Source organism: Psychrobacter sp. CX90 (genome assembly GCF_057396305.2).
Window position 1 is genome coordinate 924069 of record NZ_CM182008.1, and the last position, 25673, is coordinate 949741.

A 25673-nucleotide genomic window follows, 5' to 3' on the forward strand; every position below is an offset into this window, starting at 1 on the left:
ATATAAAGGGTAAGGGGCTAACAGTGGCTGATAAAAGATGTGATCAATGCGTGACACAAGGCGTTACTCTATTGCCGATGCGTTGGGGCTTTAAAATAAATAAAGAGGATTTGACAGTCAAATCTTACGGAAGGTTGGTTAGAGAAGGCTATATTTATATTTTAGATAATAACAATACTTGGTATGGTTATGTGGTTAACGCAGGGAGATATCTTGAGTCATTTAATATTCATGATCCAACAGATAATCCTGATATCACTAAAACTGACTTTGTGTGTCATAAGGGTGATAACTGTAAAGCGTTAAAAAGCTTTATCCGTATACCTAATCCAAATCAGGATATTAACACTTTATGGATAGCCTATAGCCCTGTTAAGTGGACAAAAGCTATCATCAGCAATCATCAAAATAATGTTAATAATGCCAAAGATAACAATATGATTGAATTGCCAGTTTCTGCAACTAAAAGCACCTCAAAAGGCTCTTTAGGAACTGAGTCAAGTCAACCTGCAGGTGGTTATGATTTATGGGAGTATGACCCAGATGGAGAAGGAGAGGATAAGGTAACAGAGTATTATGCCTCTGAATATTTTGGCAGTATTAATCCATTAACAGATAGAGCCTATCAACCTGATAGAACTGATGAACGTGAGAAATTATACACAACGCTTAATACCATAGAAAAAAATAATGCAGAAGAAATTAACCGAGTTTTAAGTGTGTATTTTAATGATCCTGTGGGTGAGATGATTGATTTAAATGAATTTATGATTCAGGCTCAGCTTGCTTATCAGCCTATTGAAGATGATATATATAGATATACAGTTGCGTCACTTATCAATACGTTAAAACAAAACATAGACGAAAAAACGAAAAATGACGCCCAGCGTCATATTGACAGAATCAATGAGCATGCTGAACTAATGCAACCTATGCCTAGATGGGAAGGTGATGGACCAAGCCAAGCAGAACGACTAGAAGAAGAGAAAGCTCGTGAAGAAGGTGCTTTAAAATATAAAGAAAGTCAAGTTCAAGCAGCATGGTCAAACTATAGTAAGCTTATTCGAGAAAATGAGATGAATGAATGGGTTGAAAATTTTGAAGCGTATTCTAAAAATAGAAAATTTGAGCTGAATAATATATTAGATAAGCTAGCCTCTGAATATAAAAGTATTTTTGAAAGCCAATTTCTTAAGAACACCATGATTCATAACTTTGATAAAGAAGATGATATTAGCCGAGTCTATTATACTCTTACTGTTCAGCAGTTTTTAGGATCAACAGCAATCATACCGATGTTATCTGATTTATATGATTCACATTTATCAAAAAAAATCGCGAGTGACGATAATAATTACCTAGCACGTGCTTTAGTATTTAACCAAGATGAAGTGGTTAATTTTATTGACAGTCTGCCACCTATTACGTCAGGACTAACTCCTAGTGAAGTTATGACCAACTCATGGTCTGGGCTTTTATACACCGGCTCGGCTACTATATTTGGTAAATACGATGCAATTGCAGGTCAAGTAGGCGCAACCGTTAGCTTAGCCGAACAGCTGGCGGTTCCTTTCATGAAGAACTATCGTACGGGTCAAACACTAAATGGTTTGATGCTGTCTCAAAAGGAATATTTATTTGGCTACCATCACGAAAAGGCATTGATTATTGTTAAAGGCCAAGGCAGCTACGCAGATGCGAGAAAAGCGCTGATTAATGGCATTATGCATATTACAGAAAATGGAAAATTACCTACTAGAATAAGAGAAAGTGTTGATCAGGCATTAAAAACCTCAGGTGAAGCTGCACGATTAAATAAGCCATTTGCTCAAAGCTTCATCTACTATATTGACAAAAACGAGTTAAGAGCTGGTATGAGTGTCTATGAAAATAGCAATAAAGCTTATGCTAATAAAGGCGCCCTTAGGCAGGCAATTGATCGTTCTATTTACACCACTCCTGAATTATACGAGCATGGCCACAATAACTACAAAAAATTTGAAGATATAACTAATAGACGAATTGATCAAGCGGTTAGAATCAATTATTTTGGAGCGATGCTACAAACGGTTGCTTGTATCTTTTTAATCAGTGCGTTCTTTCAAGCAAAATCTCAAGAAGAGAGATTAGCAGAAGGTACAAAAGCGGTCGCGGGTCTAATGATGCTGTTAGGTGGTGGTTTAGAGCTGCGCGGGAATGCAAGTAAGCTAATGGCAAGTGAGCTAAAGCTTAAACGTGGAGCAGGCAAAGCCGTATCAAATGAACAAGTATTAACTGCTGGACGTTCAGCCAAGACTTTGTCAATTGTTGCAAGAGGTTTAAGTATTGGCGGGGCGGCAATATTTGCAGGATTCGACATTCAATCAGGATATCAAGCAGGTCGTAATGACAATAGCATAATTCAATATGCCTATTATGGCTCAGCTTTTACAGGTGCTGTTTCAACAACTCTTCTTAGCTTAAGTCTAGGTTCAACGGCAACTGGTATTGGCGTTGTGTTATTAATAGGCTTTATTGGCATCAATCTTTTTATCGGTTACTGGAAGAAGACAGGTATGGAGAATTGGCTTAATCTTGGTATTTGGGGCGTAGAAGATGGTGGTTGGTCATTTGAACATACGTTAGAACAATTTGACCGTGCGGTAGTTGGTGAAGATATTGATTTAAAGGATAATTAAATGATAGATATCAATGGCAGGAACCCCTTTACGAAGTTACATTACAAAGAAATTAATCAAAAGCTAGATGAGTCTTTTGGTAAAGGACTGGGGGGTAGGGTTCAAGAAATTAAAGACTTTAAGTGGCTAGATAAAAATCAAAAGTATGACGTACCCCTTTATCCACAGCGTACCGTCGTTCAGTTTAATTCTACCTATATGGAACTAACAGGACGTCAAGATAGAATACGAGGTGATGTTACATCTGGAAGTTTCTTTTTTCTAACTATATTTATTATCGGAATATATTACACAACTTTAAGTATTCTATTAGATTTGAGTAAAAATAACTTTATTAGCGTAGCTTATGTTGGTTTTATATTATTTGTATTTGTATTAATGGCAATATACTTAATAACTTTACTCTCAACCGAACTCTTTACTTACACCTATCTTCCTATACGCTTTAATCGAAAAACCCGTAAAGTATATGTGCGTCAAGCCAACCGTAAGGTAGAAATCTTTGACTGGGATGATCTCAAGTTTTATATGGCAACAACTTACAAAGATGGTGGCGATATCAGAGGTATTACCATAGCAGAGGATGGTATGACCATTACGGGTATGTTTAGCCTGCCTTTCGTAAATAGTTTAGGTGCAGATATACATGATGAAGGCGCATTGTTAGGTCATTTTGAGTTTGTCCGCCGCTATATGGAAGGAGATGAAGAAGACCTTATAGAAGTAAAGAATGCCATTCGTTATATTCATCCCGTACATCAAAAAAGAGAAACCCCATTGGTTTCTTTGCAAAGAATAAAGCTTGGTTATCATGCCAGTCATGTCAATCAAGAGTACCCTAGTACATTTAAACCTGTATTAGTAGAGTATCTTTTGATACCGTTTGCATGGCTACGCTTCATCGGACGCCTTATTTCTATCAATACCAGCATCACGCCACACTTTAGTGCCGAGATTGAAGCCGAAAGTGTCATAGACCCCAATGATCCGTATGACTTAAACAAACACTTGCCCGAGGGCAACCTTGAGGACAGTAATCGACCCCTATGGAAAACGATACTTTATTATATAGGATTAATCTTATTCGGTATTGTCATGCTGTTTGCCTTTGCTTTCTTTGTTGACATGATTGGTAATGCTAAGGGGCATGACTCAGGATTTTTTGATAAGCTTTGGTATTTATTTAGTTTTAATTGGTTGCCTTAAATCATTATCGACACTTTGACTGTCTTTATTGATAGGATCTAGTTCACTCAAACACGAGTTAGCACAGTATGAAAAAGCGGCGGAAGGCGAAGATATTGATCAAAAGGATAACTAATCATGTTAGACACAAATGGTAGAAATCCTTTTGCTAGATTTGGATATATAGAAATAGGTAAAAAAGTAGATGGTACTTTTGGTCAAGTATTTGGTGGTCGAATTCAAGAAATAAAAGACTTTAAGTGGCTAGATAAAAATCAAGGTTATGATGTACCGCTTTATCCACAGCGTACCGTCGTGCAGTTTAATTCTACCTATATGGAGCTTACAGGACGTCAAGACAGAATACGAGGTGATATGACTGCATGGAGTTTGTTCTTCTTAACTATAGGGAGTTATATTTTATATGCCATAATCATAATGTTGAATATAGAATCTGCTGAAGAAACTTCATTATTTTATATAGTATTTTTATTATGCAGTCTGTTATTTATCATTTTCCTTCTTGCTATGCTAATAGCTCTACTCTCAACCGAACTCTTTACTTACACCTATCTTCCTATACGCTTTAATCGAAAAACCCGTAAAGTATATGTGCGTCAAGCCAACCGCAAAGTTGACATTTTTGACTGGGATGATCTCAAGTTTTATATGGCAACAACTTACAAAGATGGTGGCGATATCAGAGGTATTACCTTAGCAGAGGATGGTATGACCATTACTGGTATGTTTAGCTTTCCCTTTGTTAGTGATTTAACAGCTAAAGAAATATTAGGGGGCACACAGCTAAAACAACATTTCGAATTTGTCCGCCGCTATATGGAAGGAGATGAAGAAGACCTTATAGAAGTAAAGAATGCCATTCGTTATATTCATCCCGTACATCAAAAAAGAGAAACCCCTTTAATCTCTTTTCAGCGAGCAACATTAGCAGCACTTAATTCAGACGAAAACATGGAATATCCAAAACAAGCATTGAAGCTACATTGGACACATCTAGCAATCGTTATACAGTTATGGCTACGCTTCATCGGACGCCTTATTTCTATTAACACCAGCATCACGCCACACTTTAGTGCCGAGATTGAAGCCGAAAGTGTCATAGACCCCAATGATCCGCATGACTTAAACAAACATCTGCCCGAGGGCAACCTTGAGGACAGCAATCGACCATTATGGAAAACGATACTTTATTATATAGGATTAATCTTATTCGGTATTGTCATGCTGTTTGCTTTTGCTTTATTTGTCGACATGATTGGTAACGCTAAGGGGCATGACTCAGGATTTTTTGATAAGCTTTTGTACTTATTTAGTTTTAAATGGCTTTTTTAAAAGGGGAGTTTGTAGGTTTTATTGGCATCTCACTATCCATAGGCTATTGGAAAAAAACAGGTATGCAGAATTGGCTTAATCTTGGTATTTGGGGTGTAAAAGATGATGGTTGGTCATTTGAACATACGCTAGAGCAATTTGATCGTGCTGTCGTGGGCGAAGATATTGATCAAAAGGATAACTAATCATGTTAGACACAAATGGTAGAAATCCTTTTGCTAGATTTGGATATATAGAAATAGGTAAAAAAGTAGATGGTACTTTTGGTCAAGTATTTGGTGGTCGAATTCAAGAAATTAAAGACTTTAAGTGGCTAGATAAAAATCAAGGTTATGATGTACCGCTTTATCCACAGCGTACCGTCGTGCAGTTTAATTCTACCTATATGGAGCTTACAGGACGTCAAGACAGAATACGAGGTGATATGACTGCATGGAGTTTGTTCTTCTTAACTATAGGGAGTTATATTTTATATGCCATAATCATAATGTTGAATATAGAATCTGTTGAAGAAACTTCATTATTTTATATAGTATTTTTATTATGCAGTCTGTTATTTATCATTTTCCTTCTTGCTATGCTAATAGCTCTACTCTCAACCGAACTCTTTACTTACACCTATCTTCCTATACGCTTTAATCGAAAAACCCGTAAAGTATATGTGCTTCAAGCCAATCGTAAAGTTGACATCTTTGACTGGGATGATCTCAAGTTTTATATGGCAACGACTTACAAAGATGGTGGCGATATCAGAGGTATTACCTTAGCAGAGGATGGTATGACCATTACGGGTATGTTTAGCCTGCCTTTCGTAAATAGTTTGGGTGCAGATATACATGATGAAGGCGCACTGTTAGGTCATTTTGAGTTTGTGCGCCGCTATATGGAAGGAGATGACAAAGAGCTTACAGAGGTTAAAGATGCAATTCGCTACGTACATCCCGTACATCAAAAAAGAGAAACCCCATTGGTTTCTTTGCAAAGAGTAAAGCTTGGTTATCATGCCAGTCATGTTAATCAAGAGTACCCTAGTACATTTAAACCTGTATTGGTAGAGTATCTTTTGATACCGTTTGCATGGCTACGCTTCATCGGACGCCTTATTTCAATCAATACCAGCATCACGCCACACTTTAGTGCCGAAATTGAAGCCGAAAGTGTCATAGACCCCAATGATCCGCATAACTTAAACAAACATCTGCCCGAGGGAAACCTTGAGGACGGCAATCGACCCCTATGGAAAACGATACTTTATTATATAGGATTAATCTTATTCGGTATTGTCATGCTGTTTGCTTTTGCTTTATTTGTCGACATGATTGGTAACGCTAAGGGTCACGACTCAGGATTTTTTAATAAGCTATGGTATTTATTTAGTTTTAGATGGCTTTTTTAAAAGGGGAGTTTGTGGGTCTTATTGGCATCTCACTATTCATCGGCTATTGGAAAAAAACAGGTGTGCAGAATTTGCTTAATCTTGGTATTTGGGGTGTAGAAGATGATGATTGGTCATTTGAACATGCGTTAGAACAATTTGACTGTGCGGTAGTTGGCGAAGATAAGGTGTATTCGCATAAGCAATATCATCATCGTCAGTAAACTTAAACTGTTCTTTATAAATAGCGCCAGCGATAAACTTAGGCAACCCACCAAGCCCCAGCCCATCAAACCCACCCCTCGCTGGATTATGCTTACCTGCTTTTTCAATAAACTCATTAGCCTTAATCGTAATATCACCGCCCTCAAGCGTAATACTTGCAGAGCCTGCATGAATCGTCACCTTATTACTCGCCGCAATCTCAACTGCTTGGGTTGAAGACGATATATTTACATCCTGCTTAGCCGTTGCCTCAAGTCGTCCCGTATGTGCCGATACCATGATATTGTCTTTCGCATTGGTCATGCTCACACTACCGTTTGCTATAAGGGTCGTTGACTCACCGCTTACCTGATGATGACCCTTACCACTGGTCACCATCCTATCTTGCTGAGTGGTAGACAGCATCTCACCCATAGAGCGATGAACCAGTAAATCCTCACTGACATAACCACTATCAGCGGCGCTATCTATCAAGGTATAAGCTTTTTGCTGATGTGTGGTTTGGGTTTGCTCGTCAGCGATAGACTCAAGCTGAGTCTTAATCTCTTTATGGCTATTAACATGACGACCTAAACCTGTCGCAAGCTGGGTTAAGCGCTCGCTTAGATGCTGACCACCAAGACTGGTTTGAGTGAGGGTCGGGGTATGCTGCTGATAATCATGCGTTGTGCTTTGCGCATGAGTTTGAGCATAGGTTTGGGGTTGACTCGATATTACCATAGCCTGCCCAGTCTTCACACTCACTTGCGCATCGGTTGCGACATGAATACCGTCACGTTTGCTAGCCTCTGTAGCAGGGTGAATCACACCCATCTTAACTCTAGCCTGTACTTGGCTATTATTGAGTGATAACTGAGAATACGCCTGATCAGATCGGTGCTCAGTCACCCACTCGGATAACGCATCATCTGCCTGATGCCGATAGCCACTTTCTACCGCTTTGTCATCATGACAAGCAAACAGGCTAGGGCGAGTGGTCGATAGTAGACTGCCTGTATTGATTAAATGCTCACCATCACCAACAGACTGTACAAGCGTTTGATCATCTGCTCTATGCGTGAAGTGAGTGCCATAGTTCGCTCCTGCCTGTGCCTCAAGTCTTGATATAGGCTGAGCAGGGGTATCAAACAATACAAGTCGAGTAGGGGTCATATGATCACGACTGTCAGTGTCTGACTGATCTTCTGTGATGCCTGTCATAGGAGGCAATACTTGTTTGCGATATGGATGACCCACCCAAGGGGTGTCGGCTAATATCAAGCTTAACTGAGTCAGATGACGGCCTGCTTGTAGATGTGAAGTATGACGCTCACGGTGGCGACGGCTTTGAGTCAGCCCTGTGATGGCGTGTGGAGCATTTCCCGCTTTACACTATTATCTTGGCTTGCACAGGGGCAGTCGCTAAGGCTAGTGTCATTCCTGTGCTGCGATACTGCCACTAGCTAAGCGCCTGCAACCCTGTGCTTTACCAAGTATAACCGTTACAATCGGGGCTAGCGGTTAGATTGTATTCTTGCTTAGGGTGGGCGTGGTTTAAGCTTTCTAAAAAACCAGTGTGGAAGTTAGTTTTTTACCTTGGTGTTGGGACTTAACTATGGTTAAGTCAGTTTAATCTAAAGTCTCTTTGATTTTTTTAGAATTTTCAGATATTACTGTTGACATATCGAACGAAAGTTCTCTGCCTTTCATGCCAGATAGGCCACTTGAAATGAAAACACTACAGCTTTCTTTAACTTTATTTTCTTCTTCCACTGAAATACAAATTTTTGGGCTTGCTATTTGTAAGGACTCAAAATTTATAGGTAAAGTTATTTGATTTAATATTTGTTTATTGTCTTTATCATAATAATAGGCAAAGGATTTAATATCAGGACTCAATCTACATATGTAATAAAAATACTCTCCCTTAATATGTTCACCTCCTCTAAACTTATTAGTAGACATACCTATACATTGAGGTGTATTTTCAGGGCTCTTAGTTATCTCGTCTATCTGCCTTTCAAAATGACAAGCCAAAGCAAGCTTGGTTAATAGTAGTAATGCTAAAGCCATAAATCCTATTTTAAAAAACTTCATTTTAAGACCTTTTAATAATTTTGCTAATTTCAGACTTTCCAACTCTAAAGGTATGATAGCCTTCTTCCATATGAGAGATGTTTATCTTATGCGGTTTTGACCAAACCGTCATATCTCTACCTTTATTATACTTTTTGCGGTATTGCTGATAATGATGATTAAAAATTGGGAACAATAAATCATCAGGGTCGACTGAGGTTAAAACCTGCCCCGTTCTAGAGTTTGCGTTATACGGTAAGTTATTAACCGTATTCTTAAAGACAAGATTAAACTCAAAATCATTTTTATTCCAATGCCCTAAATAATCATCGGGAACACTCATAAAGTCGTAACTATCAACCATATAACATACGATTGATTTAATGGTTATTTGAAGCAATTCATCTGATAAAGCAGTAATACTATAATCACCAATGGCAGCATATACCGCGAATGAACCAAATGTTGCCCATAGATCATCAATGCCAAGTTCTGCTACAAAGGTTACGCCTTTGCTAAAGTTGCTACTATCGATTTGCTTTAACTGTATCTGCCAATCTCTATGAAGGATTTGGCAATCATTACCATTAGCAATACTTTTATAATTACTACTGCCATAAATAGTCGTTTTAAGCTTAGGAAGGTTTGAATGTGAAAATGCATTGTCAAGATACAGAGATTTAATTATTACTGGCTTCGATCGAGAAGTTATGACATTGTTTGTAAGATGTTCAATGCCGTCTTTATAACGTGTAAAGCCACTTAACCAACTATGGTTAAATTTGGAAGGGTTATAATAGTTCAACCTTTTATTTGATTCACCCCATTTACCTTTATCAGCGTTAGTCATTTCGATATTCTCGCCATTCAGCCATTGCTCATTTAAATAAGCAGCATTATGCCAACCTTTAGCTCGCATAGCTGAGGGTATATCTGTAAGCTTAAACAGTGTTTTCTGGGTAGATGTTTTGTTAGTTGAATTATTTGGTTTTAATGTGGAAGTACATAGCTGTTCAGCACTACAAGTTATATTTATACTTTGTTTAGTTCCTAGCTTGAAACCTTCAATTGATACTGTTCCATTACTGTTATAACTGACATCTTTTACCAATATCTTATAGTTACTCATATGTTTAACCTATAAATACATCTGTTTGTATGGGTGCGATAAACTTAACCTCTTCTTCTTTATGGTCAGTAATTTGTGGTGTTTTACCTTCCTCATCAGTTTGTACCTGTTCAATATCACCATTTTCGCGCTCTATCCAAACAGTCTGGTTAGCAATAGGTTTCCCAGTTTCTGACTCTACTAGATGAAAGCCTTCTCCATATGCCAAACTCATCATACTATCAGTTAGTTTAAGTGCTTGAGCAGGCAACCCCCCAAGCCCCAGCCCATCAAACCCACCCCCAGCCAAACTATGCTTACCAGACTTCTCCGTAAACGTATTCGCCGCAACCGTAATGTTCGCCCCATCAAGCGTAATCGTCGCACCGCCAGCACTTAGCGTGATTTTTTTGTTAGCGACTATCTCAACCTCCTTAGTTGAAGACGATATATTTACATCCTGCTTAGCCGTTGCCTCAAGTCGTCCCGTATGTGCCGATACCATGATATTGTCTTTCGCATTGGTCATGCTCACACTACCGTTTGCTATAAGGGTCGTTGACTCACCGCTTACCTGATGATGACCCTTACCACTGGTCACCATCCTATCTTGCTGAGTGGTAGACAGCATCTCACCCATAGAGCGATGAACCAGTAAATCCTCACTGACGTAACCACTATCAGCAGCGCTGTCTATCAAGGTATAAGGAGTTTTATGATGTGTGGTTTGGGTTTGCTCGTCAGCGATAGACTCAAGCTGAGTCTTAATGTCTTTATGGCTATTAACATGACGACCTAAACCTGTGGCAAGCTGGGTTAAGCGCTCGCTTAGATGCTGACCACCAAGGCTGGTTTGAGTGAACGTCGGGGTATGATGCTGATAATCATGCTGCTCTGATTGGGCATGGCTTTGGTCATGAGTTTGGGGGTGACTCGATATCATCATTGCTTGACCGTTTTTTATACTCACTTGCGCCGTAGTGGTCGCATGAATACCATCACGCTGGGGACTAGAGTTTGTTACTGGATGAATAATGCCCATTTTAAGGGTGGCGCTCACGTCGTCTTGATTGATATTAAACTGTGAGTAGGGGTCTCGCGTCTCTTTTTGGTAGTATAAGGCTTTCTTGAATTACACTTGATACTATTTAAGTCGCTTTATTTCATATATTGCCAAAAGTCGGGTGTTTCATAGCTCTCATCTATCTGATAGCCTTCACTCTTTAAATTGAGTTCTTGATGATTTCGATCTTTAGTACTCTGCATAACTAATTGTATATTTGCTTTTTCAAGGTCTTCTCCTTCAATTTTGAATCCGTTTTCTATAAGATTCCGCCCTATATAATCAGCCGTATTGAAAGAGAGCCTTATCAAATATTGCTCAAACCCTAAATCATTAGTACCCGTTTTTTTTATGGTCATGCTCATTATGACACCATCAAGAAATAAGTTGTGGTAGAGGCTATAATAAACTTTATTTTTAAAAATACCGCACCATTCTTCATAAGAAAGTATATAACTAGGATCAACTACTTCATTAAACTCTTTAATTGATCTTAAATTATCGACTTTTGAAATACGAGGTTGTGAGTGAGAATAATATTGATGCCAACCCTTTTGATTAATTTGTGTTAGTAATTCTTTATAAGCCAAATAAGCTTTTTTAGGCTCAACAAACTCAGCTTTGTTCAATCCGGCGTCAATATCTATACCATTAATTCCATCACTATTTTGTTCAACAAACTTACTCCCTAACACTGAAAAGACATTTTCTATAGTCAAACTGTGCTTGTTATGATCAATATTAACTTTGCCTAAATCAGGTGGAGTCCAAACTAACTCATAAAAGCTCATTCCAGCGGGTTGAACATCCACTTTACCACCAGTATAAACGGTAAAGTCTTCGACACCTTGCTGACCGAAATGTAAAGTAACGTTATGTGGTGTAGGCACTAGCTTTGTCCTTTGTTGAAAATGATAAAATAAAATTAACATAACTATCGAGATTAAAATAATTATGCTAATTTTAAAAACTGATAATCGCATTAAGTTTTGCCTTCATTACTATTAGAGTGAATTCTAAAGTTTGCCCGACTATTGCCCCAAGTTGCAATAACTTTTAGTTCAGAAATTAGGAAGTTTCTACCAGAGCTATTTAGCATTAATCTATGATATTTATTAGCTGCTAAGTTTATCCAAGCCATTCGACTGTCATAGTTTTCTAATATAGTTCCTTCTGGCGGTGTACTCCATGGCTCTTCCGATAAAGCATTAACATCATTTCTTTTCTTTAAATCGTCAATATTATAATCACTTGATAATGCCAAGGTTTGATCGATAGTGGCCCAGTTTAGGTACCAACGGCGCTGATGACTTATATTGCCTTTTAGCCCCTCATCTTCCCATGCAATTTTTTGTAAGATATTTTTTTGTTCTTGTACTGCTATATCCAACAAATGATCAAGTAACTGATCCTTACTATTTTCAAACTTACTTCTAATGTTAGATGTATTATTAAATTTCGATTGTATTTTAGGTAATAAATTAAAAGCCGAAACGATTTCAGGTGTTAATCCTAGGTAGTCAATATCCTCTAAACAAGATGACCAGGGTAGATTATTGATTGAAGTTTTAAGATCATGAAAGTTCTGTGTACTTCGTTGTCCTTTGCACATTTCAAATGATGATGAAGAAACACTCCATACATAATGCCACACTGAGATATCCATAAAAAGCCATAAATTACCCTTTGCAAACGTATCTAATGCTTTGTCTGAATCAAAAAAAACATCAAAATTGTATGCTAGTGAGCTTCTACTTGCGTTAAAAACCATTGCAACGGTTTTTGATGCGAAAGCTCCAAGGCCCATCCAATAGAAACGTCCTAATAGATCAGTCTCACCACCTACTTCATTTTCTAAAAAAATATTAGCATATACAGAAGCAATTCTTCTTGCTCGTGCTTCATAACCTGGTTCAAGCTCATAATGGTTAGCCGATACGCGATTAGATACTCTTTTCATAGCTTCTTGTTGATATATTTGTAAAAACTGAATGCAATTGCATTGTGCATCTGCACAACTACCTCTATTTGCATTTGTTTGGCTGTGCCAGTCTAAAGAGTTGCTACCAGACATTATTTTATCTCGCTTTTATTATTTATATATTTATTAGAATAAGAATAGAGATTATTTACTTTTATTATAAGTAAATGTTGACCAAACAAGTTTCAATTTTAGATTATCTTTTTCGTATCCTGAATCTATACGAGGAGTCTTGCCTTCTTGATCAGATTTAGATTTGATGTTAACAATTTTGCTAGTCAGCTGATACTCTATGTCTGGCAAAGGAACACCTGTAGGATCTAGAAACTGCACCTGCTCATCATAAAACTCCTTTTGCCTTAACTTATCATAAGGCAATCTCGACAAATAGTTTCCATCAAACCCACCCTTAGCTGGATTATGCTTACCTGCTTTTTCAACAAACTCATTGGCCTTAATCGTAATATCACCGCCCTCAAGCGTAATACTTGCAGAGCCTGCATGAATCGTCACCTTATTACTCGCCGCAATCTCAACTGCTTGGGTTGAAGACGATATATTCACATCCTGCTTAGCGGTTGCCTCAAGTCGTCCCGTATGTGCCGATACAATGATATTCTCTTTCGCATTGGTCATGCTCACACTACCGTCTGCTATAAGGGTCGTTGACTCCCCGCTCACCTGATGATGTCCCTTACCACTGGTCACCATCCTATCTTGCTGAGTGGTAGATAACATCTCACCCATAGCGCGATGAACCAGTAAATCCTCACTGACGTAACCACTATCAGCAGCGCTGTCTATCAAGGTATAAGGAGTTTTATGATGTGTGGTTTGGGTTTGCTCGTCAGCGATAGACTCAAGCTGAGTCTTAATGTCTTTATGGCTATTAACATGACGACCTAAACCTGTGGCAAGCTGGGTTAAGCGCTCGCTTAGATGCTGACCACCAAGGCTGGTTTGAGTGAGCGTCGGGGTATGATGCTGATAATCATGCTTTGTGCTTTGCGCATACGTTTGCGGCTGTGAGGACATCACCATAGCCTGCCCAGTCTTCACACTCACTTGCGCATCGGTTGCGACATGAATACCGTCACGTTTGCTAGACTCTGTAGCAGGGTGAATCACACCCATCTTAACCTTTGACTCAACGTGGCTGCTGTTATTTGATAACTGAGAATACGCCTGATCAGATCGGTGCTCAGTCACCCACTCGGATAATGTATCGTCTGCCTGATACCGATAGCCACTTTCTACCGCTTTGTCATCATGACAAGCAAATAGGCTAGGGCGAGTGGTCGATAGTAGACTGCCTGTATTGATTAAATGTTCTGCGTCACCAATAGACTGCACAAAAGTTTGATCATCTGCTCTATGCGTGAAGTGAGTGCCATAGTTCGCTCCTGCCTGTTCCTCAAGTCTTGATATAGGCTGGGCTGGGGTATCAAACAACATAAGCCGAGTAGGGGTCATATGATCACGACTATCAGTGTCTGACTGATCTTCTGTAATACCTGTCATAGGAGGCAATACTTGTTTACGATATAGATGACCCACCCAAGGGGTGTCGGCTAATATCAAGCTTAACTGAGTCAGATGACTGCCTGCTTGTAGATGTGAAGCATGACGCTCACGGTGGCGACGGCTTTGAGTCAGACCTGTGATGGCGTGTGTAGCATTTCCCGCTTTACACTATTATCTTGGCTTGCACAGGGGCAGTCGCTAAAGCTAGTGTCATTCCTATGCTGCGATACTGCCACTAGCCAAGCGCTTGGAATCCTGTGCTTTACCAAGTATAACCGTTACAATCGGGGCTAGCAGTTAGATTGTATTCTTGCAGACAGTGGGCGTGGTTAAAGCTATTCTAAGCTTCTCCATCAAATTGCCAAATGACGACTCCCCAATTATTGTTTGGGTAGTCTGGCATGATTGTACCTTGTTTGAAGTAGGCTCGGCTGTCAGCTTTAGCATGGGTAAACCAGAACCCTGATTTAGGACAAGGCTGATTTGCAGGACAACGTCCTCTAGCCTTTGAGGTGACTTCAGGTTTAGCTTTTGGTTGGTTTTCGTAGTAAGGTGTCATGTCTTCGCCAGCTTCTTGACGTTTAATGAATTCCTCGTAGGTTATTTTATAGGGGTCAATCGATACAAATTTGCTGGTGTCGATACCTGTCTTCTCTAGCACAATTGGTAAGGTGTAGTCTGGTTGATCTTGTTGAATGTCGAGGCCTATCTCTAAAGCTTGAGTTTCAGCATATAGCCTTGATGTAGGTAAGTCTGGATATATCTCTGTAAAGAGTGATTCCATTGTATCGTTTGGATTGTCATAACTGAGATAGCTGTTAATATAATTTTCTTCAGAGCTAAAATCTAAGCTGACCATATAGACGTAATTATTAATTTCTTCTTCAAAGTGGTATTGCATTGTAATATCTAAAAAAACATCAGTACCATGTCGTAAGCTCCAAGACTGCAAACTATCCAGTTTTTTAAACTGATTAAAAGTCAAAGGATAATGATAGTTCAAAAAACTTGACGATACTTTTTCACTGGTGCCATAGGCATAACTATCTTGAACAGATATACGAGCATTGGTGATACGACGGTCGTTTTGCCAACCTTGTTCTTCTAACTGTTTAAATAACTTTTGTATGGCGATATACGCATCTTTTTGTGTAATACCATAGCCCCCTTGCGCATTTTCAACGAAAAAACGGATATCAGTAGATTGTATTCCTCTTTCTGGTTTATCGTGATCAAAGTAGCCTGAGGTGCTACTAACATTTTCAATGGTAAGCGACGGAACATTAGGGTAAGTAAACGTGACAGTAGCATAGTTGTCGCTAGGGAAACGTAGTTTATAAAAAGTAACCCCTAGGCTGCCAATATTGAGTGGCTTATCATCAAAACTCCAATACTGTTTGATATTCTCATTATTCTTTTTAAAGGATTCAGGACTTTCTTCAACTGAAACGGTTGCATGAGGCGGCATAGTATTTCCTTTATTATTTTCACTACAAGCTACTGAAGATAGTGATAATGAAATTGCTAGTAATACTGTTTTGATAAGCTGATATCTAAACATAACTATTCCTAAGTTTTATTAATCCATCCTGCTATTTTGACTATTTCTCCTTCAACAATATCTCTTTTATCACCATTCATGAGTTTAATAAATTGTTTAGCAACATCCTCAATCCAATCCATCCTTTTTGTAATATCAGCTAGTTTAATATCATCAGGTGCAATATTTTTTAAATCGGGATCATTTGTGTCTGCTTTTGAGGTAAATACCATTTGCAGTTCAGGAATAGACAATTTTCCTCTTCCCATTTCAGCTAACCATAATCCACGTTTAAAAGTATTTTTTTGATAGATTATTTTTTGTAATACTTCACGCTGTTCATGATTGGCAATCTTCATAAGATTTATTTTTTGCATAGCATTTCTTTGTTTTCCATCATTAGAAGGTGTCTTCTCAAATTCTCTTGTAGCAACAAAAGCAGGCTTGATATATTGGCTTTCACCGAGATTGCGTATTTTAGGTAATACATCGTATGCGCCATGTGAATCGTAAACCATCGCTTTAACTTCATCAATATAGTTCTTAGTATTACGTTGTCCCATACATTCAAAGAAGTTCGGACTACATTGATTGTATTCAAAATGCCATCCAGCGATATCCTGATATAACCAAAAGTTGCCTAGTTTAAAATTATACTCAACACCGAATGCACCACCATCTGCTGACGTTGACCAATGCCCCAGCGCATCAGCTACAGTCTTACTAGCAAAAGCGCCAAGTCCCATCCAAAAATGGCGACCTTTAAATTTTGAATTGCCATTCACATCACTATGTTCTAGATAAAACTTAGCATACACCGCCGCAATTCTTCTTGCTCTTGCTTCGCCATCTTGTACTACGCTTAGATGGATCGAAGAAGAGCTCTTATCTGAGCTTGTTGTTAGTTTTTCAAAACACTGGTATTGAGCGATTGACCATGTAAAGCTACAATCCATTTTCTTAATAGCACAGCTATTTTTGACGGTATTTGTATCAAATGTTAATGTAGTCATCATAAAACCTTTTTATAACTTTTTAAGACCCTGAATAGGCTTAAACAATACTTTAGTCTTTACTTTTTCAGATTTATTTTTAGTATCAGCTCGTATTGTTTTACCCTCTAGATCTACTGTTTGTTTGGTAGCAATGTCTTTACCATGCATTTCATATTCAATATTGGTAATAGGTATACCAGCGGTATTAACAAACTGCACCTGCTCATCATAAAACTCCTTTTGCCTTAACTTATCATAAGGCAATCTCGACAAATAGTTTCCATCAAACCCACCCTTAGCTGGATTATGCTTACCTGCTTTTTCAACAAACTCATTGGCCTTAATCGTAATATCACCGCCCTCAAGCGTAATACTTGCAGAGCCTGCATGAATCGTCACCTTATTACTCGCCGCAATCTCAACTGCTTGGGTTGAAGACGATATAGTCACATCCTGCTTAGCGGTTGCCTCAAGTCGTCCCGTATGCGCCGATACAATGATATTATCTTTCGCATTGGTCATGCTCACACTACCGTCTGCTATAAGGGTCGTTGACTCCCCGCTCACCTGATGATGTCCCTTACCACTGGTCACCATCCTATCTTGCTGAGTGGTAGATAACATCTCACCCATAGCGCGATGAACCAGTAAATCCTCACTGACGTAACCACTATCAGCAGCGCTGTCTATCAAGGTATAAGGAGTTTTATGATGTGTGGTTTGGGTTTGCTCGTCAGCGATAGACTCAAGCTGAGTCTTAATGTCTTTATGGCTATTAACATGACGACCTAAACCTGTGGCAAGCTGGGTTAAGCGCTCGCTTAGATGCTGACCACCAAGGCTGGTTTGAGTGAGCGTCGGGGTATGATGCTGATAATCATGCTTTGTGCTTTGCGCATACGTTTGCGGCTGTGAGGACATCACCATAGCCTGCCCAGTCTTCACGCTTACCTGTGCATCAGTTGCGACATGAATACCGTCACGTTTGCTAGCCTCTGTAGCGGGGTGAATCACACCCATCTTAACCTTTGACTTAACGTGGCTGCTATTATTTGCTAACTGAGAATACGCCTGATCAGATCGGTGCTCAGTCACCCACTCGGATAACGTATCGTCTGCCTGATGCCGATAGCCGCTTTCTACCGCTTTGTCATCATGACAAGCAAACAGGCTAGGGCGAGTGGTCGATAATAGGCTGCCTGTATTGATTAAATGTTCTGCGTCACCAATAGACTGTACAAGCGTTTGATCATCTGCTCTATGCGTGAAGTGAGTGCCATAGTTCGCCCCTGCCTGTGCCTCAAGTCTTGATATAGGCTGGGCAGGGGTATCAAACAACACAAGTCGAGTAGGGGTCATATGATCACGACTGTTGGTGTCTGACTGATTTTCTGTGATACCTGTCATAGGCGGTAATACTTGTCTGCGATATGGATGACCCACCCAAGGGGTGTCGGATAATATCAAGCTTAACTGAGTCAGATGACTGCCTGCCTCTAGATGTGAAGCATGACGCTCACGATGGCGACGGCTTTGCGTCAGACCTGTGATGTGAGTGAGGCTATTACGTGCTAAGTGAGTCAGATGGGTAACGCGGTAATGGTCATTTAAGCGGTTATGACCGTCTAAGATAAAGGTATCTGCCACATGAGCATCAGTGGCGTGTGCTAGGGCAGTATAGCAGTTATGAGCTGCCGTTAAGCTTTGAGCGATACTCACAGCATCATCGATACTTTGAGTATCTGCCACAGGAGCAAAGGCGGCTGGGGTATCAATGGCTAGCTTGGCGGTAAAGACACTTGAGTCATAGACGGGTGTGGTGGCTGTGCTTTGCTCTGGATGCAACACTGCGGCCGTATTAAAGCGCTGAACATTAACTTGGCTAGGTAGGGCAGTAACACGATGCGTGATGGCAAGTACTGGTGCATGAACTCGATCATGCAGTGCTTGATGATAGCGTATAGCCCCGATGTTATGACTGATATTGTCAGCTTCGCTGGGCGTACTACTCGTGATAACCAAGCGTGGTGGGGTGTGCTGGGGTGTTTGGGTGTGACGCAGATACCCTGTCAAGCCTTGACGCGATAGACGCTCACAGATATGTGCCCAGTCGCTTAGTTGCCACTGGGTCATGCGTGCTGGGGTCCAGTCATGGCCGCTGTCATCAATGACTTCAACATTGATGGTAGATAGGCGCTGTGCAACCATACTTACCACATCGGTATGGGTCTCTATATGGGCTCGGGCATGTTGATGCAGCGTTGAGATAATGGGCTGGGCGATAAGGCGGTAGTAGCCATAGCTACCTTCATGATCTATTTGACGTATGGCGGTAATATACAGGTGACGATAAGCCGTACCACTTGGGGTGTCAAAGCTTAAGGTCAAGGGAGAACCAATAAGGTGCGCCAGTGAGCTAAAGGGGGGCTGATGGCGTTCATGAATATAGGTGTTGATGACATAGGTGTCTAATCCATGTTGAGCATGTTGTAAGCGACTGTTTGGGTTTAGCAAGTTGATGATAGCTTGCTCATTGCTACTATTAAGTAGCGCATCAAGCCAATGGGTATGCGTGTTAACGTTTTGGCTTTGACTGGCATAAGCGGCTTGCGTGCTGACCTCTGAGGCATAAAGCCTGTCAAGGTGCATGGGCAGCGCTGTGTTAAGTAGGGTTAGCATAGAGTAAGTTCCCTTTATTCTAGTCGCCTAGGGTAAATTCGATACGCCGATTACGGGTTTTGCCCTCTTCGGTGTCGTTACTGGCTATGGGGTCGGTGTCTCCTTTACCTGAGGTGGTAAGGCGGGTAGCATCAATACCGCGTCCAATAAGGTACTGTTTAACGGCTTCAGCACGCTGGTTTGAGAGGACGAGGTTGGCGCTCGGGTCGCCTGTGTTGTCTGTGTGCCCAGTGATGGTAATGGGTTTGTCGCCAACATCTTTGATAGCGTTTGCCATGTCATCGAGTATACCAAGCCCTTTAGGGGTTAAGTTGGCGCTGCCTGATTCAAATTCGACAATGCGGTTATCTAGAGTGTCGTCTATAAGCTTTTGTTCTCCTTGGGTAACAACCAGCTGATTGTCAAGTTGATAGAGGTCGGTAAGCCTGCTGTGTATTCTATTTTGAATGGCTTGCTTTTGTTCAAAGCTATCAACTTTACCGTACAGTCCAATGCTTGTGCCGTTAATATCTATGCGACCTTGGCGGATGGCGGTGATGTCGCTATCAATAATGGCTGTTGAGACTTCTTGCCAATTGGTTGGAATGCTTATATTAGAGCGTACCTCTATTTCATCACGAACAATACGATTAGGGTATTGGGCTTTTAGTTTTTCTAAAAGCTCGGCTTTATCAGAAACACTTGGAACAACACCCTTGATGACAACAGGGGTGTTACTATCTGTAGTAGCCGCTTGCACTGTATAAAATAGGGAGCCGATTGTTAGACTTATGAAAGTAGCTAACGTTACAAAAGATTTAGTTGGGCGAGAAGTACCCATAGGGTATTTATTTTTTATTGTTGTTAAATTGCGCTTTTGATTAATAAACATGAGTTACCTTTTATTTTTTTATATAATATTCATAAGCATGAACTATTGAGCCAAAAATACTTGCTTAAACAGCTGACGAATATCATACAAATATAGATGGTCTTGGGATAAAAGATCATAAAACCGGCTTAAGCCGATATCTTCTTGAACGTAGTTTTGAGTCCAGTCGCTGTTATCCATCATTACCCAGCTATCTAAATCATGACTAGTTCCTTGCGGCAATTGTGCTAATACATGGCTTTGAGGCTCATTGAAGCTTAGGGTTAACAAGTAGTTTTCAGATGATTGGTAAAAGTAAGTATTGATTTTTATTTCATGTGGGGTATAAAACCCATGAATCAAATCATGCCAAAAAGTCGCCATATTGATAGCCAATTCCTGATTAGTCCCCAACGACCAACATAGCGTTTTATTTAAGCCTATAAATCCTTTACTCAAGGTAGGTAAAAACAATAACCCAGTCGCAATAATCTGCTCTATAAGCTGGACTTTATTGATCATCATTTTATGAGCTATATCATTTAAAGTTATAGAATTGATAAAGTCATAATAATAAGTCACAGCATTATCATCGACAGCTAGCTGGGTCTTATTTAAACGTTCTATTGCATCATTATCTTTGGTGGCTTGTTTCGCATGTACCAAAGTTGTGTTGACACTCTGCCATAATGAGAACGACTTGACAGGTAAATATTTGATCCAGTTTTTTGTTTTTTCAATATATTGAATTTGCATCCCGATAATAGGATAAACTCGCTCATTGCTGTCGTTACTAGGGCTTATAACCCCAGTTATAACCTCTTTATGTAATGTATCAACATGACTAAAAAAGATAAGAGGTAAAGAGGCTGATGTATGTACTGGATATTCAAGAGCACCGCTTATCCAGTCATCAATTGCATCTATCTCACTGGCATTGTGACGCGAACGTATAAAGTCGCCGCGCGAAGGTAGCTTCCCAAAGTATACGAGGGGTAATAGTTCTAAATTCAAAACGGTTACTCCTGCGTACTTGATGAGGCTGCTCTAGCCTTAGACTGTCTACTGTCATTCACTTGAGTAGATGTGTTATTACTATTGACGCTATCATCATTATTAGGGGTGGCCTCTTCCGTACCGGAATTTGATTGACCACCTAACAATGAAGCATTACTAGCAGTCCCTGAGTCATCATTCGCTTGATTCGTACTGTCTTGATTGCTTTGATTATTCTCAGCTGTAGGTTTAGCAGAACGTGTAACGCCCTTACCTATAACGTCTTCAGGTAACTTCATTCCAGTGAAGGGGTTGCTTGAACCACCAGTAGCAGAAGATGAATTACTGCTACTAATAATTCTAAATCGAACTGGGACTGTAATACCGTCTCCGGTCCATGACATCTCAAAAATTGAGTCACCAATTTCGGTGCGTTTGGCCTGATTAATAAGCTTTTCTACACCAAAGTTACCTGCTTCTTCAAAGACAACGAAATCTTTACCGTCGTAATCTTTTGCTCTAATACTTGCCCCAGGTTGGCTTGTGGGATTAGGCCAAACAAAGGTTGTCCATGCTTGAGTACCCATACGATACCGTAACTGCTGACCATCAATAATAATAGTGTATTCAGTGAGTCCACTTACCGGTAGTGGCATAATTTGAAATGTGGTTCGATTGTTTGAGCTAGTCGCACTAGAAGTATCATTGTTAGAGCCACTATTACCAGTATAGTTCATGAAATAGCGACCAAAATCAGCGACAAACTTGGGATTTAATCCTAAACCTGAACCATTCCAAATTTTACTAGAAATTTGGTCGCCACGACGAATAATGAAGGGACTCAGTGTCTCATTAACAAACTTAGCGACATAACCATCATTTCCAAAAAACTGCCCAATTTCCGCAGGAGTAGCTTGTATATTGGCGTTAGCAGTAAAGGGGTATTTGCCTTGTAAGTTATCAACAAAAGGCTTATATACTTGAGCTTGCCACACTTTATTTATTTCAGTTTTTGTGGGGTCAAGCAGCATCGTAAATGAGGCTGTCAATGGTTTACTCAATATAGGTCTAATGACTTGTTTCATCTCAGTATTTGCTTGGCTTAATATTTGTTCATCAAGTATCTGCAAAGATTTTGAAAGCTCTGAGCCTTCAGGACTTAGAGTTTGTGATGCAAACAACAGTGCATCTGGCCCTATATCACCACTACGAGAGATATTATTAAAACGGGTTCTTATATCACCCAAGCTGTTTAAGTAGCTGTCTAATAATGACAAATTTTGATTGTCTTCTCGAGGTGTCACCAATGCATGAATCGAGGTAAATTCTTGGGCAATAACTCCGGCGTTAGGTGTCGTAGAAGGTACAGAATCAGTATTACTTCTATTAGCTAAGGCTTCAGCTTGACGCAGCTCAGCAGGGCTTTGACGAAGTATGGTTTGTTTAAACCATTCAATAAATCCACGACGAGCATTAGCACCTGTTTGGTTAGAGGACGCTGTTTTACTGTCCCATTCAGTTTGACGATCAACAGTCTCAAACAAAGCTTTCAGAGGTGAGTTATCGATATTTGATAGCTGGTTCATTAGTGTGGCGTGATCATCAAAGCTAGTGCTTTCACGAACGTGGGTTTGGGACAAGAACTTCTTCCATTCGTTAACATACTCTTTCTTATAACGGCTTACCAGATCTTGTCTTATTTGCTCGGGACTACCGGTTAAAGTGAGATCATTTTGTGCGCTAGTACCTAAGACCCAATCATTAGCAACAATTTTAGAAGTGGCAGCTTTATCAATCTCATCACTCACAAATGATTCCCATGCTTGCTTTGTGAAAGTTCCTGAAATTGAATATCCACCTAATAGAGCTTCACTGCTACTTTCAGGTAAAATTTGTGCAATGGTAACACTTGGGAATCGCGCGGATGCTCTCATTTTTATTTCAGCATACACACGGTCACGAGCTGGAACACCTTTACTAACTTCAGTGATATTTGCTCGGGTTTGATCAATCAGACCCAAGTCGTTTTGAGTCAAAGGGAATTCTGGATGGGTAATATGAGCCAATGAAAAACTTAATATTTGCTCTGCATCTCTAATCATTTTACTTTTAGGCATTGAACCACGATTGGCTTCTAACCATGTTCGCCAAAAGCGTGTCATCTGGTCACTTAAGTGACTGATTTCCAAATTAGTATGATCGCTAAGCATTAAGTATGCTTTAAGAGCATTATAGGCATCTTCAACATTGGTTGGGTCAGCGCGTTTGTAAGCAGTCACGCTATCTAATGACTCAGTATTTTGTTCTTTTAAAGTTGTAGCTTTTAAGTTTTTGGCATTGGAATTAACTTCCGCCAAAAACTGTTCAATATTCTGCTGAGTTGGCTTCATTAAGATTATACCGATGCCATTAAAGTACTCTGTAAACAGCTTTTGTTTGAGCTTGTCGCCTTGGTACATGCCAAAGCTTAGAGAAAGGGGACGGTTTTCATCGTATTTTTCAAGTTGCTGTATGCGTTTTTGTAGAATGCTTAATGACTGCAGTTGACTTTGAAGATCACCACTAGATTCTGCTTGAATATTAGCAACTTGTTGCAAATCGGACTCTACACGTTCGACCAGCTGTTTGTTATTGGTGTAAGACCAAGTCCATAAACCTGCTGCAATGCATAAAGCAACAATTGATGCTAACGCTACTATGGCTCTATAGTTACGTTGATTTCGATTTTTACGTTGTTTAACCAGATGTTTATCTTTCAAAATAACTTTTGAAAATAAATCATTTAAAAAGTATGACTTATCACTTTCAATTTGTTTGCTATCTATGGGTATAGTAGGTAGCTGTAAGCCATACTTTTGCATCATAAGTTCAGTCATCTGACTATTGACTTGGCCTTCTTGAAGAGCGCTTGTAAAATAAAAACCACGTAAAATGGGTTTAAATTGAAAAGGGTTGTCTTCAAATAAAGAGTGCATCAAGGTTCTGATGACAGGACGCAATGACTGAAACTCCATAGGGAAAGTCATTAAGCTTGGCGACACAGTACGCTGATGTCGTAAAGAGAGTTTGGTGGTACTTAAATCCTTTAGTCCATTGACCAAGACATTAAAATGCTCTTCAAAAATCTCATCAATATTGACATCATCAGGATGCTCAGGATACGGAATGGTTGCGCCCCAAACCTGTTCTCTTTCATTTTTATCATAGTCACTAAAAAAATCTCTGAATCCTGAAATGAGATCCATTTTGGTAAAAACAACGTAGACCGGGGCATGCACTTCAAGCTGTTCCGTTAAATCCTGCACACGACTGCGCAAGTTTTTAGCGAGATCCAAAGCATAATTTGGGTCATTTTTGGTAAGTTCAGCAATACTAACTGCAATAATAATACCGTTAATAGGTGCTTTTGGACGATTCTTTTTTAGCAAATTCAAAAAAGATAGCCACTCAGAGCGATCATCTTCATAAGCTGAGTAACGACCCGCTGTATCAAGTAAAATGCCTTCAGTTGAAAAGAACCAGTCGCAGTTTCTCGTTCCTCCCACACCCTTAACTGATAGTTGGTTGTTTTTTTCCATAAACGGAAACTTAAGTCCTGAATGCAATACAGCAGAACTTTTGCCAGCAGCAGGGTTGCCTATAACCATATACCAAGGCAGCTCATATAAAGCGGCACGACCAGTTTCATCACCAAGCTTTGATTTTCGAATGGTCTTTATAGCTTCTTGCATTTGTTGGCGTAAGGCTTGGACTTCTTGGCTATTATTACTAGCTTTATGGGCATTTTTACCTTCACTAACTGTATCATTGCTTTCTACCAAATCTGCCAGTTCAGATGCAGTACGCTTACGTTTTTTCCAATAAAAATAGGCTATCGCCATTAGCACAGCCAATGTCACTAGCGCCACAACAATAATAGCAAACGTTTTATATGGGACATAGTCATATAAAAAAACTAGTGCAACAATGATAGCAATAATTAAGAGAACTCTTGGATTGTAAAGCAGATGAAAAAATCTTGAAAACATGCGTGCTACCTGATATATGCTAAAGGCTGATTAAGTAG

18 protein-coding genes are annotated in these 25673 nt (G+C 39.7%); 5 read left to right on the forward strand and 13 right to left on the reverse strand.

Going from position 1 to position 25673, the window contains the following annotated elements; translation table 11 throughout:
• Positions 1-23: 23 nt before the first annotated feature.
• The 5 genes from AC2SLN_RS03675 to AC2SLN_RS03695 all read left to right on the forward strand — a co-directional run bounded on the left by AC2SLN_RS03675 (position 24) and on the right by AC2SLN_RS03695 (position 6612).
• Positions 24-2678 (forward strand): T6SS effector BTH_I2691 family protein, encoded by a 2655-nt coding sequence (locus AC2SLN_RS03675; RefSeq protein WP_486550741.1) that lies wholly within the window; start codon positions 24-26, stop codon positions 2676-2678.
• On the forward strand, positions 2679-3884 hold the full coding sequence (locus AC2SLN_RS03680; protein WP_486550739.1) for a DUF6708 domain-containing protein: 1206 nt from the start codon (positions 2679-2681) through the stop codon (positions 3882-3884). It abuts the gene before it with no gap.
• Positions 3885-4001: 117 nt separating this feature from the next.
• Positions 4002-5216 carry a DUF6708 domain-containing protein gene (locus AC2SLN_RS03685; protein WP_486550738.1) on the forward strand — a complete coding sequence of 405 codons (1215 nt, stop codon included), beginning with the start codon at positions 4002-4004 and terminating at the stop codon, positions 5214-5216.
• Positions 5204-5401 (forward strand): hypothetical protein, encoded by a 198-nt coding sequence (locus tag AC2SLN_RS03690; RefSeq protein WP_486550736.1) that lies wholly within the window; start codon positions 5204-5206, stop codon positions 5399-5401. Before AC2SLN_RS03685 ends, AC2SLN_RS03690 begins: the two co-directional genes overlap by 13 nt.
• A gap of 2 nt (positions 5402-5403) precedes the next feature.
• Positions 5404-6612, forward strand: coding sequence for a DUF6708 domain-containing protein (locus tag AC2SLN_RS03695; protein ID WP_486550734.1), 1209 nt, complete (start codon positions 5404-5406; stop codon positions 6610-6612).
• A gap of 75 nt (positions 6613-6687) precedes the next feature.
• Here the strand turns inward: AC2SLN_RS03695 and AC2SLN_RS03700 are convergent, their stop codons facing one another.
• From AC2SLN_RS03700 to tssM, 13 genes are all read right to left on the reverse strand, one after another.
• Positions 6688-8076 carry a DUF2345 domain-containing protein gene (locus AC2SLN_RS03700; protein ID WP_486550732.1) on the reverse strand — a complete coding sequence of 463 codons (1389 nt, stop codon included), beginning with the start codon at positions 8074-8076 and terminating at the stop codon, positions 6688-6690.
• A 348-nt stretch (positions 8077-8424) separates the two neighbouring features.
• The gene (locus AC2SLN_RS03705) at positions 8425-8892 is read right to left on the reverse strand and encodes a hypothetical protein (protein ID WP_486550730.1); all 468 of its coding nucleotides are present in this window, start codon (positions 8890-8892) and stop codon (positions 8425-8427) included.
• A gap of 1 nt (position 8893) precedes the next feature.
• Positions 8894-10000: a DUF6402 family protein gene (locus AC2SLN_RS03710; RefSeq protein WP_486550728.1), complete on the reverse strand. Its 1107-nt coding sequence runs from the start codon at positions 9998-10000 to the stop codon at positions 8894-8896.
• A 4-nt stretch (positions 10001-10004) separates the two neighbouring features.
• Positions 10005-11039, reverse strand: coding sequence for a DUF2345 domain-containing protein (locus AC2SLN_RS03715; protein ID WP_486550727.1), 1035 nt, complete (start codon positions 11037-11039; stop codon positions 10005-10007).
• A 98-nt stretch (positions 11040-11137) separates the two neighbouring features.
• Complete coding sequence (locus tag AC2SLN_RS03720) at positions 11138-11932, reverse strand: hypothetical protein (RefSeq protein WP_486550725.1); 795 nt, start codon at positions 11930-11932, stop codon at positions 11138-11140.
• A gap of 92 nt (positions 11933-12024) precedes the next feature.
• Positions 12025-13116 carry a DUF2515 family protein gene (locus AC2SLN_RS03725; protein WP_486550723.1) on the reverse strand — a complete coding sequence of 364 codons (1092 nt, stop codon included), beginning with the start codon at positions 13114-13116 and terminating at the stop codon, positions 12025-12027.
• 51 nt (positions 13117-13167) lie between these two features.
• Positions 13168-14604: a DUF2345 domain-containing protein gene (locus AC2SLN_RS03730; protein ID WP_495057358.1), complete on the reverse strand. Its 1437-nt coding sequence runs from the start codon at positions 14602-14604 to the stop codon at positions 13168-13170.
• A gap of 283 nt (positions 14605-14887) precedes the next feature.
• Positions 14888-16015: a hypothetical protein gene (locus AC2SLN_RS03735; protein WP_486550964.1), complete on the reverse strand. Its 1128-nt coding sequence runs from the start codon at positions 16013-16015 to the stop codon at positions 14888-14890.
• Positions 16016-16116: 101 nt separating this feature from the next.
• Positions 16117-17100 (reverse strand): DUF2515 family protein, encoded by a 984-nt coding sequence (locus tag AC2SLN_RS03740; RefSeq protein ID WP_486550962.1) that lies wholly within the window; start codon positions 17098-17100, stop codon positions 16117-16119.
• 12 nt (positions 17101-17112) lie between these two features.
• Positions 17113-19761 (reverse strand): DUF2345 domain-containing protein, encoded by a 2649-nt coding sequence (locus tag AC2SLN_RS03745; protein WP_495057359.1) that lies wholly within the window; start codon positions 19759-19761, stop codon positions 17113-17115.
• Positions 19762-19780: 19 nt separating this feature from the next.
• A complete protein-coding gene (locus AC2SLN_RS03750; RefSeq protein WP_486550775.1) occupies positions 19781-20632 on the reverse strand; it encodes an OmpA family protein in 852 nt (283 codons plus the stop codon).
• A 42-nt stretch (positions 20633-20674) separates the two neighbouring features.
• A complete protein-coding gene (tagF, locus tag AC2SLN_RS03755; protein WP_486550776.1) occupies positions 20675-21625 on the reverse strand; it encodes a type VI secretion system-associated protein TagF in 951 nt (316 codons plus the stop codon).
• A gap of 5 nt (positions 21626-21630) precedes the next feature.
• On the reverse strand, positions 21631-25635 hold the full coding sequence (gene tssM / locus AC2SLN_RS03760) for a type VI secretion system membrane subunit TssM (protein WP_486550777.1): 4005 nt from the start codon (positions 25633-25635) through the stop codon (positions 21631-21633).
• Positions 25636-25673: the final 38 nt, after the last annotated feature.

What these genes read in the sequence shown, in the direction of transcription:
- AC2SLN_RS03690 (WP_486550736.1), top strand. Translation starts at nt 5,204, where the DNA reads ATGGCTTTTTTAAAAGGGGAGTTTGTAGGTTTTATTGGCATCTCACTA.
- AC2SLN_RS03710 (WP_486550728.1), bottom strand. Translation starts at nt 10,000, where the DNA reads ATGAGTAACTATAAGATATTGGTAAAAGATGTCAGTTATAACAGTAAT.
- AC2SLN_RS03725 (WP_486550723.1), bottom strand. Translation starts at nt 13,116, where the DNA reads ATGTCTGGTAGCAACTCTTTAGACTGGCACAGCCAAACAAATGCAAAT.
- AC2SLN_RS03740 (WP_486550962.1), bottom strand. Translation starts at nt 17,100, where the DNA reads ATGACTACATTAACATTTGATACAAATACCGTCAAAAATAGCTGTGCT.
- AC2SLN_RS03685 (WP_486550738.1), top strand. Translation starts at nt 4,002, where the DNA reads ATGTTAGACACAAATGGTAGAAATCCTTTTGCTAGATTTGGATATATA.
- AC2SLN_RS03680 (WP_486550739.1), top strand. Translation starts at nt 2,679, where the DNA reads ATGATAGATATCAATGGCAGGAACCCCTTTACGAAGTTACATTACAAA.
- AC2SLN_RS03745 (WP_495057359.1), bottom strand. Translation starts at nt 19,761, where the DNA reads ATGCTAACCCTACTTAACACAGCGCTGCCCATGCACCTTGACAGGCTT.
- AC2SLN_RS03735 (WP_486550964.1), bottom strand. Translation starts at nt 16,015, where the DNA reads ATGCCGCCTCATGCAACCGTTTCAGTTGAAGAAAGTCCTGAATCCTTT.
- AC2SLN_RS03705 (WP_486550730.1), bottom strand. Translation starts at nt 8,892, where the DNA reads ATGAAGTTTTTTAAAATAGGATTTATGGCTTTAGCATTACTACTATTA.
- tssM (WP_486550777.1), bottom strand. Translation starts at nt 25,635, where the DNA reads ATGTTTTCAAGATTTTTTCATCTGCTTTACAATCCAAGAGTTCTCTTA.
- AC2SLN_RS03695 (WP_486550734.1), top strand. Translation starts at nt 5,404, where the DNA reads ATGTTAGACACAAATGGTAGAAATCCTTTTGCTAGATTTGGATATATA.
- AC2SLN_RS03750 (WP_486550775.1), bottom strand. Translation starts at nt 20,632, where the DNA reads ATGTTTATTAATCAAAAGCGCAATTTAACAACAATAAAAAATAAATAC.